This window comes from Pectobacterium sp. S5, assembly GCF_051707265.1.
GTDB lineage: Bacteria > Pseudomonadota > Gammaproteobacteria > Enterobacterales > Enterobacteriaceae > Pectobacterium > Pectobacterium polare.
In genome coordinates this window covers 18,786-32,553 of record NZ_JAULSZ010000003.1, presented here as the reverse complement: position 1 = coordinate 32,553, position 13,768 = coordinate 18,786, and the positions used below count along the sequence as shown (strand labels likewise).

Here is a 13,768-nt window from a genome sequence, read left to right as displayed (position 1 = left end):
GAAGGGAAAACGGGCGGGGCCAGATCTGGCCCCGCCCTACTTCAAACGGATTACGCGCGATCGACGGAGAACGCGATCACATCACTCAGCCTCTCGGCATTCAGCGCCAGCATGATCAAACGATCCACACCTAACGCCACACCGGCACACTCCGGCAGACCGTGTTTCAGCGCCGCCAGCAGATTTTCATCAATCGGCTGCTGTGGCAGACCACGCGCGGCACGCTTGCGGTTATCCTGCTCGAAGCGCTGACGTTGCTCATCGGCATCGGTCAATTCACGGAAGCCGTTCGCCAGCTCGATCCCCTTGAAATAGACTTCAAAACGCTCGGCGACGCGATGGTCTTCCGAACTGATCTCGGCCAGTGAGGCCTGCGTTGCCGGGAAATGATAGACAAACGCCGGTTTGTCACGCCCGATATGCGGCTCAACGCCAAAGGTGAACAGCATCTGTACCAGAGAATCGCGATCGTCTTCACGGCAGGCGATATCGCCCAGCCCGAGTTTTTCTGCTGCTTCGCGCAGCTGCGCTTTATCAACAGACAGAGGGTCGATCTCCAGATGGCGTAAAAACGCCTGCTGATAGGAGAGCATTTCCGCGCTTTCACAATCCAGTACCTGCTGCAACAGGTCATCGACCTCATTCATCAGGCGGTACATATCATAGTGAGGGCGATACCATTCCAGCATCGTGAATTCTGGGTTGTGGTGTCGGCCTGATTCTTCATTGCGGAAACTGCGGCCCAGTTGAAAGATCGGTCCGCTGCCGGCAGCCAGCAGACGTTTCATGTGGTATTCCGGGCTCGTCATCAAATACAGCGTCATGCCATCCGCAGCACCGGGGCCAACGAAGCGGGTCTGGAACGGGTATAAGAAAATATCCGTTACCGTAGCCTGGCTCATCGCGGGCGTTTCGACCTCCAGTACACCACGATCGGTGAAGAAACGTCGGACAGCAGCAATGATCGACGCTCGTTTCAACAAATTAGCGACAGAAGCACTAGGTTGCCAACTTGTCGTCTCGCTCATGGTTCTTACTCCAAAGTCAAACAGGGGGTGCAGTCTACCCGCATCAGCCCAAAATTCCAGCGGAAAAAAGGCCAGACGCGCTTTTCAGCAATGCTGCTCTACCCTCTAGGAGGGAGCGATCAAGATAGCAGCCGTAAATTATATCCAGTGGATCATTTTCTTATATCCACCTCAAAAGGGTTATTAAAGAAATAAAAGCATTATTCCCCCCTAAATAAGCCTTTCGATCACGTTTTTATCAATAAATACGCGACCCACTGAAAAAACCGCAAAATGCAGGATCACATCAAATTTCATCTACCCATAATTCGGTATAATCATTCCCACACAAAAATTATAGGTTTATCTATTCTTTATACATCTATCACATAATTTTCAGCGGGTTTGATATTAAGCTCGGATATAAAGACAGAAACGAATAGATATTATTTTTTTATTTTAACTTAATTAACTTAAGTAACTGGAGGAATGCATTGCAAACCTTTAACGCCGATTTAGCCATTATCGGGGCTGGAGGCGCTGGCCTACGAGCAGCAATTGCTGCCGCGGAAGCCAACCCTCAACTGAAAATTGCGCTGATCTCAAAAGTCTACCCAATGCGTAGCCATACCGTGGCGGCAGAAGGTGGATCAGCAGCAGTGACTCAGGAACACGATAGCTTCGATTATCACTTCAATGACACCGTGTCTGGTGGCGACTGGCTGTGTGAACAAGACGTTGTTGAGCACTTCGTCAAGCGCTGCCCGGAAGAGATGATTCAACTGGAACAGTGGGGCTGCCCCTGGAGCCGTAAACCAGATGGTTCTGTCAACGTTCGCCGCTTTGGCGGGATGAAGATCGAACGCACCTGGTTTGCCGCCGATAAGACCGGCTTCCACATGCTGCATACCCTGTTCCAAACTTCCCTTAAATATCCGCAAATCCAACGCTTCGACGAGCACTTTGTCCTCGACGTTCTGGTCGATGACGGCCAGGCGCGCGGCCTCGTTGCCATCAATATGATGGAAGGTTCGCTGATTCAGATCCGCGCTAACGCCGTGGTGCTGGCGACAGGCGGCGCAGGTCGCGTGTACCGTTACAACACCAACGGCGGCATCGTCACAGGCGACGGCATGGGCATGGCGTTCCGCCACGGCGTTCCGCTGCGTGATATGGAATTTGTTCAATATCACCCGACCGGCTTGCCCGGTTCCGGTATCCTGATGACCGAAGGCTGTCGCGGCGAAGGCGGCATCATGGTCAACAAAGATGGCTACCGCTATCTGCAAGACTACGGCATGGGCCCGGAAACGCCGCTCGGCGAACCGAAAAACAAATACATGGAGTTGGGGCCGCGCGATAAAGTCTCGCAGGCATTCTGGCACGAATGGCGCGCAGGCCGCACTGTCTCAACCCCGTTGGGCGATGTGGTTTACCTCGATCTGCGCCACCTCGGCGAGAAGAAACTTCAGGAACGTCTGCCGTTCATCTGCGAACTGGCAAAAGCCTATGTCGGCGTCGATCCGGTGAAAGAGCCGATTCCTATCCGTCCTACTGCGCACTATACGATGGGCGGCATTGAAACCGATCAGAACTGCGAAACCCGCATCAAGGGTCTGTTCGCCGTCGGCGAATGTTCCTCGGTTGGTCTGCACGGCGCGAACCGTCTCGGTTCCAACTCGCTGGCCGAACTGGTGGTCTTCGGTCGCGTTGCAGGTGAGCACGCCGTACAGCGCGCGCAGGCGGCAGCACCGGCCAATGGCACCGCGCTGGACGCACAAACCCGCGACATCGAACAACGCCTGCATGATCTGATGAATCAGGAAGGCACCGAAAGCTGGGCGAAAATCCGCGATGAAATGGGCATGTCGATGGAAGAAGGCTGTGGTATTTACCGCACCACCGATCTGATGCAGAAAACCGTCGATAAGATGGCTGAGCTGAAAGAACGCTTCAAACGCGTGAAAATCACCGACCGCTCCAGCGTGTTCAACACCGACCTGCTGTACACCGTTGAGCTGGGCCATAGCCTAGATGTTGCGGAATGTATGGCGCACTCGGCGATCAACCGTAAAGAATCTCGCGGCGCCCACCAGCGTCTGGATGACGGTTGCACCGAGCGTGATGACGTTAACTTCCTGAAGCATACGCTGGCGTTCTATAACCCGGAAGGCGCACCTCGTCTGGAGTATAGCGATGTGAAGATTACCAAACTTCCACCGGCCAAACGCGTATACGGTGCAGAAGGTGATGCGCAGGAAGGCAGCAAGAAGGAGCAGGCGAATGGCTGAGATGATCAAAACCCTGAAAATGGAAGTCATGCGCTATAACCCTGAACAGGACAGCGAACCGTATTTTGAAGCGTTCGATGTTCCGTACAACACGCAGACGTCCCTGCTGGATGCGCTGGGTTACATCAAAGATAACCTGGCACCGGATCTGTCCTACCGCTGGTCCTGCCGTATGGCAATCTGTGGTTCCTGCGGCATGATGGTGAATAACGTCCCTAAACTGGCCTGTAAAACCTTTCTGCGTGAATACACGAACGGTCTGAAGGTCGAAGCGCTGGGCAACTTCCCTATCGAGCGCGATTTGGTGGTCGATATGACCCACTTCATCGAGAGTCTGGAAGCCATCAAGCCGTATATCATCGGCAACGATCGTAAACCTGCTGATGGCCCGAATAAGCAGACTCCGGCGCAAATGGCGAAGTATCACCAGTTCTCCGGCTGTATTAACTGTGGTCTGTGCTACGCGGCATGCCCGCAGTTCGGCCTGAACCCTGAGTTCATCGGCCCGGCGGCAATTACGCTGGCGCACCGTTATAACCTAGACAACCGCGATCACGGCAAGAAAGAGCGTATGGCGCAGTTGAACGGGAATAACGGCGTCTGGAGCTGTACGTTTGTGGGCTACTGCTCAGAAGTGTGTCCGAAGCACGTCGACCCTGCCGCGGCTATCCAGCAAGGCAAAGTCGAAAGCGCGAAAGACTTCATGATCGCCATGCTGAAACCACAATAAGGGAGGGACAATGATGACATCTAAACGTAAAGCGTATGTTCGCGGTATGTCGCCGACCTGGTGGAAAAAGCTGGGGTTCTACCGCTTTTATATGGTGCGTGAAGGGACTGCCGTCCCTGCCGTCTGGTTCAGCATCGTACTGATGTTCGGCGTTTTCGCGCTGAAAAACGGGCCAGAAGGCTGGGCAGGCTTCGTCAGCTTCCTGCAAAACCCACTGGTGCTGCTGATCAATGTCGTTGCTCTGCTTGCTGCCGCGCTGCATACCAAAACCTGGTTTGAACTGGCACCGAAGGCCAGCATCATCGTGATTAAAGATGAAAAAATGGGGCCAGAGCCGATCATTAAAGGGCTGTGGGCTGTCACCGTGGTGGTAACCGTAGCCGTTCTGGCGATCGCCTTACTATTCTGAACAGGAGAAATAACGTGATTAACCCAACGCCAAAACGTTCTGACGAACCGCCTTTCTGGGGCCTGTTCGGCGCCGGTGGGATGTGGAGCGCGTTCTTCGCCCCGGTGATCATTCTGCTGGTCGGGGTGATGCTGCCTCTGGGCTTGTTCCCAGACGCGTTAACCTATGAACGCATCGCCGCGTTCAGCCAGAGCTTTATCGGCCGTGTCTTTTTACTGCTGATGATTGTATTGCCGCTCTGGTGTGGCCTGCACCGTATCCACCACGCGATGCATGATCTGAAAATCCACGTCCCTGCGGGGAAATGGGTGTTCTACGGTCTGGCAACCATCCTGAGTGTGGTTACCGTCATCGGTGTTGTTACACTGTAGATACAACGCTGTAGATGTGAATCTGTACTTAACGGCCTGCACGATATTGCAGGCCGTATTATTTCCCCGCCTGACCACATCCATCGTCTACACTGGAACAAAGATGAAAACGATGAGATGTCAATATGATGCCCTTTAACGCTATTCGCTTTAACACCACGTTATTCAAAAGCCTTCTCTTCAAAATTAGACGACGTGGGAAAGCGTGCATTGCCGCGCTGATAGCACTCTTTTCTGTCGCCTGTAGCGTAACGCCGCCCGATAACGTCACCGTCGTGGAAAATTTTGACGTCAATCGTTACCTCGGCACATGGTATGAGATCGCCCGCCTCGACCACCGCTTTGAACGCAATATGGAACGCGTGACGGCAACCTACAGCCCGCGGGATGACGGCGGTATCAAAGTGATCAATCGCGGCTTTAACGTCGAAAAACAGGAATGGAAAGAGAGCATTGGGAAAGCGTATTTCACGGGTTCGCCCCAGCAGGGCGCACTGAAAGTGTCGTTCTTCGGGCCGTTCTATGGCGGTTACAACATTATTGAACTGGACGACGACTACCGCTACGCCCTGATTTGCGGGCCGAACCGCGACTACCTGTGGATTCTCTCACGCACGCCAACGTTAGATGCTGCGACACGCGACAAACTCGTCGCCACAGCCAAACGCTACGGCTTCCCGACAGAAGCGCTTATCTGGGTCAATCAGTAATTTAAGCGTATTGGGCGCAACAATGGGATAACCGGTGCGTTATCCCATAATCTTATCGCGAAACATAAAGAAAACCGCGCCCAGCAGACACAACCCCGCCCAAATATAATCGGTGCGGAACGGTTCTTTTAAAATGAACATGGAGAAAGGGATAAATACGGAAAGGCTGATCACTTCCTGCAATATTTTCAATTGACCGGCAGAGGCAACCTGATAACCAATCCGATTGGCCGGCACCTGTAGAAGGTATTCAAATAATGCGATACCCCAACTGATCAACGCAGCAATTATCCACGTTCGGCCACTGAAATAGCGTAAATGCCCGTACCAGGCGAACGTCATAAATATATTACTCAACGTCAGCATGCCGACAGTAATGAAAAGAGGCGACATTATTACTTCTCCGAGTGATCCACTTTCACATTATCTCGCCGCGGGGAAGAAAACACCATAAACGGCATTTTCTTCCACTCGGAAAAGTTATTACGACTTATTTCCTACGTTATCTATTGGGCGCTGCGCTGAATAGCCTTCCCACCCGCTTCAACATCTTGCCCAACGCCTCGGGTGGTATTGCACCCAACCACCGCAGAGAGAATAACCAGAGAGAAAATGGCAACAAAAGCTTTCTTCAACATACTCGGTTCCTTCTTTATGAGAGTAGGATTTCAACGGTACGAAAGTGACTGCTTTTTAAGCGTAGCCAATTTTAATTCTTGTGGAGGTTTTTTCGGACGAGGAGCAAAGCAGGGGAAGGCTTGAGTGAGGAAAAAATGAATTAAAAAGGCCGCCCTCACAGAAGGCGACCTTTTTCGCATTAATTACTTAACGCGTGATACGTATTCGCCAGAACGGGTGTCAACTTTGACAACTTCGCCGATCTGCACGAACAATGGCACTTTAACAACTGCGCCAGTGCTCAGCGTTGCTGGCTTACCACCGGTACCGGCAGTATCGCCTTTCAGGCCTGGATCGGTATCGGTGATTTCAGCTTCGATGAAATTCGGTGGCTGAACGGTGATTGGGCTACCGTTCCACAGAGTAACGATACATTCTGCGTTGTCTTGCAGCCATTTTGCGGCGTCACCAACGGTCTTCTCTTCAACCTGATGCTGTTCAAACGTCTCAGGGTGCATGAAGTGGTAGAACTCACCGTCGTTGTACAGGTAGTTCATGTTGGTATCGACGACGTCTGCGCCTTCTGCAGAATCGGTAGACTTGAAGGTTTTTTCAACGCGAGAGCCCGTCAACAGGCGACGCATTTTTACGCGAGCAAAAGCCTGGCCTTTACCCGGCTTAACAAACTCACTGGATTCGACGGCATACGGTTCGCCTTCGAATATGATTTTAAGACCGGAACGGAAATCGTTGCTAGAATAAGTCGCCATAAAGGCCCTCTATAATTTTAATACTGGTACGAAGCCAAAAAATGGCACACATTGTAACCCTAAATATACCTTCCAGAGAAGATTGGTTGCAGCAACTTGCAGACGTAATTACCGATCCTGATGAATTACTGCAACTTTTGGCACTGAACGATCACGCTAAACTTCGGCAAGGCAGTGATGCGCGCAGGCTTTTTGCGCTGCGTGTACCGCGCGCATTCGCTGCACGGATGCAAAAAGGCAATCCTGACGATCCGTTGCTGCTACAGGTATTGACCGCGCGTGAAGAGTTTATCGCCACCCCAGGCTTCACTCATGACCCGCTTGAGGAGCAACACAGCGTCGTGCCGGGGCTACTGCACAAATATCACAACCGCGCCCTGCTGCTGGTTAAAGGCGGCTGTGCGGTAAACTGCCGCTACTGCTTCCGCCGCCATTTTCCCTATCAGGATAATCAGGGCAACAAGGCAAACTGGCGTCAGGCGCTGGATTATATCCGCCTGCACCCAGAACTGGATGAAATTATTTTTTCCGGTGGTGACCCGCTGATGGCCAAAGACCACGAGCTGGACTGGCTGATCACCGAGCTGGAAAACATCCCACATCTGAAACGTCTGCGCATTCACAGCCGTTTGCCGGTGGTGATCCCTGCGCGCATTACCGACGCGCTATGCGATCGCCTGTCACGCAGTTCACTTCAGGTGCTACTGGTGACGCATATTAACCACCCGCAGGAAATTGATCCTGATTTAACACAAAGTATGGCACGCTTGCGCCGTGCGGGCGTGACGCTGCTCAACCAAAGCGTGCTGCTGCGCGGGGTGAATGACAGTGCAGAGACACTCGCCAGGCTCAGTAATGCGCTATTTGACGCAGGCATTCTGCCTTATTACCTGCACGTACTGGATAAGGTTCAGGGTGCCGCGCATTTTCTGGTAGATGACAACGAGGCACGCGTCTTAGTTAAAGCGCTGCTGAAGAAGGTATCTGGCTATCTGGTGCCCCGTCTGGCGCGGGAAATTGGTGGGGAAGCCAGCAAAACGCCGCTGGATTTAGGGATGAAGCAGCATCAGGACGATGCCGATCTATTACGTTGAGCGACCGAGTGAGTGAATGATGCGGTGAGAGCGGATCACTCCACTCTCACCGGGTTTTTCTTTAGCTTAAGGACATTTGTAGACGCTGCCGTTCATCTTGCTGTCTAGCGGCGCAAAGCTCGACCAGAAGGTTTCGCTCGAACTGGTTGTGCCATAGATGGTATTGCCCCCCATCGCCGCCGCTTTATTGCGCAGATCGTTTGCCGCACTGCGCATAGAACTGCCGTCGCTATGGTTTCCTGCCAGCCAGTTAGACTGGCTACCGCTGGCTTGCCCCAACAGCTGACATTCGCTTCCTGGTTTGGTATCCGTGAACGCCACGGCTTGCCCAGCAGCGCTGAGTTGACTGGTGCTGCTGCACCCCGCCAGCAAAACGGCGGCTGATAGCCCCAACAAAATACGAACCTGCATGTCTTCCTCCTTGCGATTGAAAAACCAAAGGGCACAGGCCCGATTAGTTACGCCACGCCTTGAAGCGGTTGATCAGTCCGTTGGTAGAACTGTCATGGCTGTCGATCGTACTGTCATTTTCCAGCTCTGGCAGAATACGGTTCGCCAGTTGTTTCCCTAACTCCACGCCCCACTGATCGAATGTGAAGATGTTCAGGATCGCGCCCTGAGTGAAGATCTTGTGCTCATACAGCGCAATCAACGCTCCCAGGCTGTACGGGGTGATTTCGCGCAGCAGGATAGAGTTGGTCGGGCGATTGCCTTCGAATACTTTAAACGGCGCGACGTGTTCCACCTCTTTTGGACTTTTGCCTGCCGCCGCAAATTCGGCTTCCACCACGTCACGGCTCTTCCCGAACGCCAGCGCTTCCGTTTGTGCAAAGAAGTTCGACAGCAGCTTGCTGTGGTGATCGCTCAGTGGGTTATGGCTAACCGCCGGCGCAATGAAATCACACGGAACCAGCTTGGTACCCTGATGGATCAACTGGTAGAAGGCATGCTGGCCGTTCGTACCCGGTTCACCCCAGATAATCGGTCCAGTCTGGTAATCCACTGGATTGCCGTTGCGATCGGCCGATTTCCCGTTGGATTCCATATTTCCCTGTTGGAAATAGGCAGCAAAACGGTGCATGTATTGGTCATACGGCAGAATCGCTTCAGTTTCAGCACCGAAGAAATTGTTGTACCAAATGCCGATCAGCGCCAGCAGCACAGGCAGGTTTTTCTCCGCTGGCGTGGAAGCAAAGTGCTTGTCCATCGCGTGCGCGCCGCTGAGCAGTTTTTCAAAGTTATCAAAGCCCAGAGAGAGAATGATCGACAGCCCAATCGCCGACCACAGAGAGTAGCGTCCGCCAACCCAGTCCCAGAATTCGAACATGTTGTCGGTATCGATACCAAATTCGCCGACGGCTTTCGCGTTGGTGGACAGCGCAGCAAAGTGCTTGGCGACGTGCTTATCGTCCTGAGCCGTTTTCAGGAACCAGTCGCGAGCGCTGTGCGCGTTGGTCATGGTTTCCTGCGTGGTGAAGGTTTTCGACGCGACGAGGAACAGCGTGGTTTCTGGGTTCAGCGGCTTCAACGTTTCAGCGATGTGCGTGCCGTCAACGTTGGAGACAAAGTGCATGTTGAGGTGATTTTTATAAGGCTTCAGCGCTTCCGTTACCATAAACGGGCCGAGATCGGAGCCGCCGATACCGATATTAACCACGTCGGTAATTGTTTTGCCGGTATAGCCTTTCCACTCACCGCCAATCACGCGTTCGCTGAAATCTTTCATCTTCGCCAGCACCGCGTTGACTTCCGGCATCACATCTTTGCCATCCACCAGAATCGGCGTATTGCTGCGGTTACGCAGGGCAACGTGCAGAACCGCGCGGTCTTCCGTGCGGTTGATTTTCTCGCCGGCAAACATGGACTGAATCGCCGCAGACAGGTCGGTTTCTCGTGCCAGCGCGTGCAGTTTTTCCATCGTTTCTACCGTGATGCGGTTTTTGGAGTAATCCACCAGCATCTGATCGTCGAACGTCGCGGAAAAATGCGCGAAACGATCGCTATCTTGTGCAAACAGCTCACTGATTTGCACGTCTTTCATCGCGTCAAAATGGTGTTGTAATGCCTGCCAGGCGGCAGTTTGGCTTGGATTAATATTTTTCATAATGCGACTTTCTCTCTAAGCATGAGTTCAAAGTGACTGAATCGATTGTATCCCTTAAAATCCAGATTGAGATCCCTTTTCTTGCTAAAAGCGATTTATGCCCTGTAGTTCACTGACAGATTGTTTACAGACAGATTGTTTATTGACAGAAACGGCATAACCCGTTATTTCTAACACCGTACTTGCACACTCGGTGTGCAAGCCAGAAGAGGCGCGTCGCCCAGGTAAGATATCGGAGGAACCGTAATCCGCTGATGATATCCGAGGGGGAGCGACGCCGAGATGGGGTGAAAATACGGTTTTCACCCTGTCGACTACAGAGGCTGAATCCTCTGGGTTGTCACCGGATTTGTCCTGATGGACGTCCAGCAAGGTGGAGCGCTTCTGGGTGTATCGTAGTCATTTTCTACGCCTGCCCCCTACTTTGCTCTCCCCCTGTGCCAAGGCTGATTAATGGAATGCTGTTTATTGAAAACAGCCTACCCCCTGACACGAGGTTTTTTGACATGTCTGCAATTGAAGTATCCGCAAACGCGAACTCTACCGTTATTGCCAAATTTGGCGGCACCAGCGTGGCGGACTTTGACGCCATGAATCGCAGTGCTGATGTGGTGTTATCCAACCCGAATGTGCGCGTTGTGGTGCTGTCAGCATCAGCGGGTATTACGAATTTACTGGTCGCGCTCGCGGAAGGCCAAACGCCGGAAACGCGCGACGAGCATCTGGCGAAAATCCGCCAAATCCAATACGCCATCATCGACAAACTGACTGACCAAAGCGTTATTCGCGATGAGATTGATCGCATGTTGGACAGCATCACCACCCTGTCGGAAGCGACGGCGCTCGCGACGTCAAACGCCCTGACCGATGAACTGGTCAGCCACGGCGAACTGATGTCTACCCTGCTGTTTGTCGAGATTCTGCGCCAGCGTGATGTCGTTGCAGAATGGTTCGATGTGCGCAAAATCATGCGTACCGACGATCACTTTGGCCGTGCACAGCCGGACTTCGAGGTTTTAGGCGAGCTAACTCGTAGCCAGTTGCAGCCGCGTCTTGAGCAAGGTCTGGTGATCACTCAGGGCTTTATCGGCAGCGAAGCGAAAGGTCGCACGACCACGTTGGGTCGCGGCGGTAGCGATTATACGGCGGCGCTGCTGGGCGAAGCGCTCAACGTCAGCCGGATTGATATCTGGACCGATGTTCCCGGCATCTACACCACCGATCCACGCGTGGTGCCGACGGCAAAACGCATCGACCAAATCATGTTTGAAGAAGCCGCCGAAATGGCGACATTTGGCGCGAAAGTCCTGCACCCTGCCACGCTGCTGCCTGCGGTGCGTAGCGATATCCCTGTGTTCGTCGGCTCAAGCAAAGATCCGGCCGCTGGCGGTACGCTGGTGTGCAATAAAACCGAAAACCCGCCGCTGTTCCGCGCGCTGGCGCTGCGTCGTAAACAAACGCTGCTTAAGCTGTATAGCCTGAACATGCTGCACGCACGCGGTTTTCTGGCCGAAGTGTTCAGCATTCTGGCGCGTCACAACATCTCCGTTGACCTGATCACCACGTCAGAAGTCAACGTCGCGCTGACGCTCGACACAACTGGCTCCACCTCAACGGGCGACAGCCTGCTGTCCAGCGCCTTGCTGACCGAGCTGTCATCGCTGTGTCGGGTTGAGGTTGAAGAGAATCTGTCGCTGGTCGCGCTGATCGGCAACAATCTGTCTCAGGCCTGTGGCGTCGGGAAAGAAGTATTTGGCGTACTGGAACCCTTCCGTATTCGCCTGATCTGCTACGGCGCCAGCAGCAACAACCTGTGCTTCCTGGTACCGGGTGATGACGCCGAGCGAGTCGTGCAAACGCTGCACCGCAGCCTATTCGAGTAAGCAACGTCTATCTTGTGGGGGAAACCTCCCCCACAAGATTCTGTCATAACGTCAGCGGTGATTCTTCGCGCTCTTCGTCCCCATCCTGTTGCACAATCAAGACGTTATACGCTACCGCACAGAACAGTGAATTCAGTCGGTTCATGTCCCCAAGTAAGCTCAAATGAAGCGAACTGGTTTCCAGACTCTGTACGTTGTGCTGATGTAAGCGGTCGACATGCGCATGGGCATAACGGCGGTTCATAATGCGGAAACGGTGTTTGGCACGGCGCAGGCGTTTCGCGCTGGTGACATCCTCCGACAGGAAAACCGATAGCCCCAGACGCAAATTCGCCAGCAGCTGTTCATGCAGATGGTTCAACTCTTCCAGACCCTGCGCGGAAAACGCCATGCGTACACCAGAGGAATGATTGGCAATGTCATCTGCCATGCGTTCGATAATATCTCCCGCCTGCTCCAGATTCAGCGCCACTTCAATCACTTCTGCCCAGCGCCGGGAATCTCGCTCATCCAATCCGTCTTTCTGAATCTGCGCCAGATAAAGCTTAATCGCGGTGTAAAGGATATCGACATCATCATCGAGTCGACGAATCTCACGCCGCTGCATATGGTCGCCCTGCAACACTTCGCGGTACAAACGCAGCATTTGCTCCAGCACATCGCCAATGCGCAGCGTTTCCCGCGCGGCGTTGGTCAATGCCAGCGCTGGCGTATCCAGAGAGCTGGTATCGAGATGGCGCGGTTTCATCTGGAGATCGACTTGCGGCGAGTCAGCAATCATCGCGCAGGACAGCCGCGCCACCACGCCGGTGAGCGGGATCAGCAGCAGACAGCGAATCAGGTTGTAGAACAGGTGGAAGTAGATGACCAGCTCTTCGGCGTTTAACGGAATACGCGTCAGCCAGCGCGAAAGCGGTTCAACCAGCGGCAGTACGACCAAACAGCCTATCAGCTTGAACAACATGCTGCCGAGCGCCACGCGTCGGCCTGCTGCATTCTGCGTCGAGGTGCTCATCATCGTCAGTAATCCGCTGCCCAGATTGGCACCAATGACCAGACACATCGCCACTTCCAGCGAAATTACACCGCTTGCCGTCAAGGTTGCCGTTAGCAGCACCGCTGCCAGACTGGAATAGGTAATCACCGCGAACAACGCGCCAGCCAGTGCATCCAACATGACGTCGCCCGTCAACGAGGAAAACAGCACTTTCACGCCCGACGTTTGCGTGATCGGAGCCGCGGCCACGACAATCATTTCCAGCGCCAGCAAAATCAGCCCGAGCCCAATCGCCACGCGACCAACCTGACCCACCCGCGTCTGCTTACGGCTAAGGAAAAATATTACGCCCAGGAAAATCAGCAGCGGAGAAAGCCAGGACAGATCGAAAGTCAGAATTCGCACCATCAGTGCCGTACCAACATCCGCCCCGAGAATAATCACCAGCGCAGGCGTTAATGCCACCAGCCCCTGTGAGACAAAAGAGGTCGTCAGCAACGCGGTCGCATTGCTGCTCTGCACCAGCGCGGTTACGCCAATGCCGGCCATAAAAGCCAACGGTTTTTTCTCAACGCTATCGCTGAGAACCCGCCGTAACTGGGTGCCATAAACCCGCATGATACCGGTACGGACAATGTGAGTGCCCCACACCAGTAACGCAATCGCAGAAAGGAGATTCAGCAGTGTTAACAAAAAGTCCTCGCCTCCAGCTAAACGTGTGTTGATGAAATAGAATGTGTTGATGACGTAATGAACGACCATCTTACCAGATGTTGGCGGACCG

At 53.4% G+C, this 13,768-nt stretch carries 14 protein-coding genes and 1 riboswitch; of the genes, 7 read left to right on the top strand and 7 right to left on the bottom strand.

What is annotated here, in order from left to right; translation table 11 throughout:
* Nucleotides 1–50: 50 nt before the first annotated feature.
* Complete coding sequence (epmA, locus tag QWJ20_RS12635) at nt 51–1,028, bottom strand: elongation factor P--(R)-beta-lysine ligase (protein ID WP_109411584.1); 978 nt, start codon at nt 1,026–1,028, stop codon at nt 51–53.
* A gap of 473 nt (nt 1,029–1,501) precedes the next feature.
* Here epmA and frdA point away from each other — a divergent pair, with 473 nt between their 5' ends.
* From frdA to QWJ20_RS12610, 5 genes are all read left to right on the top strand, one after another.
* Nucleotides 1,502–3,298, top strand: a complete 1,797-nt coding sequence (gene frdA / locus QWJ20_RS12630; RefSeq protein WP_095700726.1) for a fumarate reductase (quinol) flavoprotein subunit — start codon at nt 1,502–1,504, stop codon at nt 3,296–3,298.
* The gene (locus QWJ20_RS12625) at nt 3,291–4,028 is read left to right on the top strand and encodes a succinate dehydrogenase/fumarate reductase iron-sulfur subunit (protein WP_095700727.1); all 738 of its coding nucleotides are present in this window, start codon (nt 3,291–3,293) and stop codon (nt 4,026–4,028) included. Before frdA ends, QWJ20_RS12625 begins: the two co-directional genes overlap by 8 nt.
* 13 nt (nt 4,029–4,041) lie before the next feature.
* On the top strand, nt 4,042–4,437 hold the full coding sequence (frdC, locus tag QWJ20_RS12620; RefSeq protein WP_433992841.1) for a fumarate reductase subunit FrdC: 396 nt from the start codon (nt 4,042–4,044) through the stop codon (nt 4,435–4,437).
* A 14-nt stretch (nt 4,438–4,451) separates the two neighbouring features.
* Nucleotides 4,452–4,808 (top strand): fumarate reductase subunit FrdD, encoded by a 357-nt coding sequence (frdD, locus tag QWJ20_RS12615; protein ID WP_039487228.1) that lies wholly within the window; start codon nt 4,452–4,454, stop codon nt 4,806–4,808.
* A 125-nt stretch (nt 4,809–4,933) separates the two neighbouring features.
* Nucleotides 4,934–5,518, top strand: a complete 585-nt coding sequence (locus QWJ20_RS12610; protein WP_226300320.1) for a lipocalin family protein — start codon at nt 4,934–4,936, stop codon at nt 5,516–5,518.
* A 39-nt stretch (nt 5,519–5,557) separates the two neighbouring features.
* Here QWJ20_RS12610 and QWJ20_RS12605 read toward each other — a convergent pair whose 3' ends face one another.
* The 3 genes from QWJ20_RS12605 to efp all read right to left on the bottom strand — a co-directional run bounded on the left by QWJ20_RS12605 (nt 5,558) and on the right by efp (nt 6,906).
* Entirely contained in the window at nt 5,558–5,911 is a 354-nt protein-coding gene (locus QWJ20_RS12605; protein WP_005972979.1) for a DMT family protein, read from the bottom strand.
* Between the two features lie 113 nt (nt 5,912–6,024).
* The gene (locus tag QWJ20_RS12600; RefSeq protein WP_005972977.1) at nt 6,025–6,156 is read right to left on the bottom strand and encodes an entericidin A/B family lipoprotein; all 132 of its coding nucleotides are present in this window, start codon (nt 6,154–6,156) and stop codon (nt 6,025–6,027) included.
* Between the two features lie 183 nt (nt 6,157–6,339).
* The gene (gene efp, locus QWJ20_RS12595) at nt 6,340–6,906 is read right to left on the bottom strand and encodes an elongation factor P (RefSeq protein WP_039279757.1); all 567 of its coding nucleotides are present in this window, start codon (nt 6,904–6,906) and stop codon (nt 6,340–6,342) included.
* 41 nt (nt 6,907–6,947) lie between these two features.
* On the opposite strand from efp, the gene epmB reads away from it, so the two are divergent.
* A complete protein-coding gene (epmB, locus tag QWJ20_RS12590) occupies nt 6,948–8,000 on the top strand; it encodes an EF-P beta-lysylation protein EpmB (protein ID WP_433992676.1) in 1,053 nt (350 codons plus the stop codon).
* A 66-nt stretch (nt 8,001–8,066) separates the two neighbouring features.
* Here the strand turns inward: epmB and QWJ20_RS12585 are convergent, their stop codons facing one another.
* Nucleotides 8,067–8,411 carry a DUF4156 domain-containing protein gene (locus QWJ20_RS12585; RefSeq protein ID WP_039487234.1) on the bottom strand — a complete coding sequence of 115 codons (345 nt, stop codon included), beginning with the start codon at nt 8,409–8,411 and terminating at the stop codon, nt 8,067–8,069.
* Between the two features lie 43 nt (nt 8,412–8,454).
* Nucleotides 8,455–10,104 carry a glucose-6-phosphate isomerase gene (pgi, locus tag QWJ20_RS12580; protein WP_433992675.1) on the bottom strand — a complete coding sequence of 550 codons (1,650 nt, stop codon included), beginning with the start codon at nt 10,102–10,104 and terminating at the stop codon, nt 8,455–8,457.
* Between the two features lie 198 nt (nt 10,105–10,302).
* Nucleotides 10,303–10,496, top strand: a riboswitch (Lysine riboswitch).
* A gap of 114 nt (nt 10,497–10,610) precedes the next feature.
* Here pgi and lysC point away from each other — a divergent pair.
* Nucleotides 10,611–11,987, top strand: coding sequence for a lysine-sensitive aspartokinase 3 (gene lysC, locus QWJ20_RS12575; RefSeq protein WP_433992674.1), 1,377 nt, complete (start codon nt 10,611–10,613; stop codon nt 11,985–11,987).
* A 43-nt stretch (nt 11,988–12,030) separates the two neighbouring features.
* Here the strand turns inward: lysC and QWJ20_RS12570 are convergent, their stop codons facing one another.
* The gene (locus tag QWJ20_RS12570) at nt 12,031–13,677 is read right to left on the bottom strand and encodes a Na/Pi cotransporter family protein (RefSeq protein ID WP_039320606.1); all 1,647 of its coding nucleotides are present in this window, start codon (nt 13,675–13,677) and stop codon (nt 12,031–12,033) included.
* Between the last annotated feature and the right edge of the window lie 91 nt (nt 13,678–13,768).

Bases quoted from the DNA above. Each gene is read 5' to 3' on its own strand.
- epmA (WP_109411584.1), bottom strand. From the start codon at position 1,028: ATGAGCGAGACGACAAGTTGGCAACCTAGTGCTTCTGTCGCTAATTTG.
- QWJ20_RS12625 (WP_095700727.1), top strand. From the start codon at position 3,291: ATGGCTGAGATGATCAAAACCCTGAAAATGGAAGTCATGCGCTATAAC.
- frdC (WP_433992841.1), top strand. From the start codon at position 4,042: ATGACATCTAAACGTAAAGCGTATGTTCGCGGTATGTCGCCGACCTGG.
- QWJ20_RS12610 (WP_226300320.1), top strand. From the start codon at position 4,934: ATGATGCCCTTTAACGCTATTCGCTTTAACACCACGTTATTCAAAAGC.
- QWJ20_RS12605 (WP_005972979.1), bottom strand. From the start codon at position 5,911: ATGTCGCCTCTTTTCATTACTGTCGGCATGCTGACGTTGAGTAATATA.
- QWJ20_RS12600 (WP_005972977.1), bottom strand. From the start codon at position 6,156: ATGTTGAAGAAAGCTTTTGTTGCCATTTTCTCTCTGGTTATTCTCTCT.
- efp (WP_039279757.1), bottom strand. From the start codon at position 6,906: ATGGCGACTTATTCTAGCAACGATTTCCGTTCCGGTCTTAAAATCATA.
- epmB (WP_433992676.1), top strand. From the start codon at position 6,948: ATGGCACACATTGTAACCCTAAATATACCTTCCAGAGAAGATTGGTTG.
- QWJ20_RS12585 (WP_039487234.1), bottom strand. From the start codon at position 8,411: ATGCAGGTTCGTATTTTGTTGGGGCTATCAGCCGCCGTTTTGCTGGCG.
- pgi (WP_433992675.1), bottom strand. From the start codon at position 10,104: ATGAAAAATATTAATCCAAGCCAAACTGCCGCCTGGCAGGCATTACAA.
- lysC (WP_433992674.1), top strand. From the start codon at position 10,611: ATGTCTGCAATTGAAGTATCCGCAAACGCGAACTCTACCGTTATTGCC.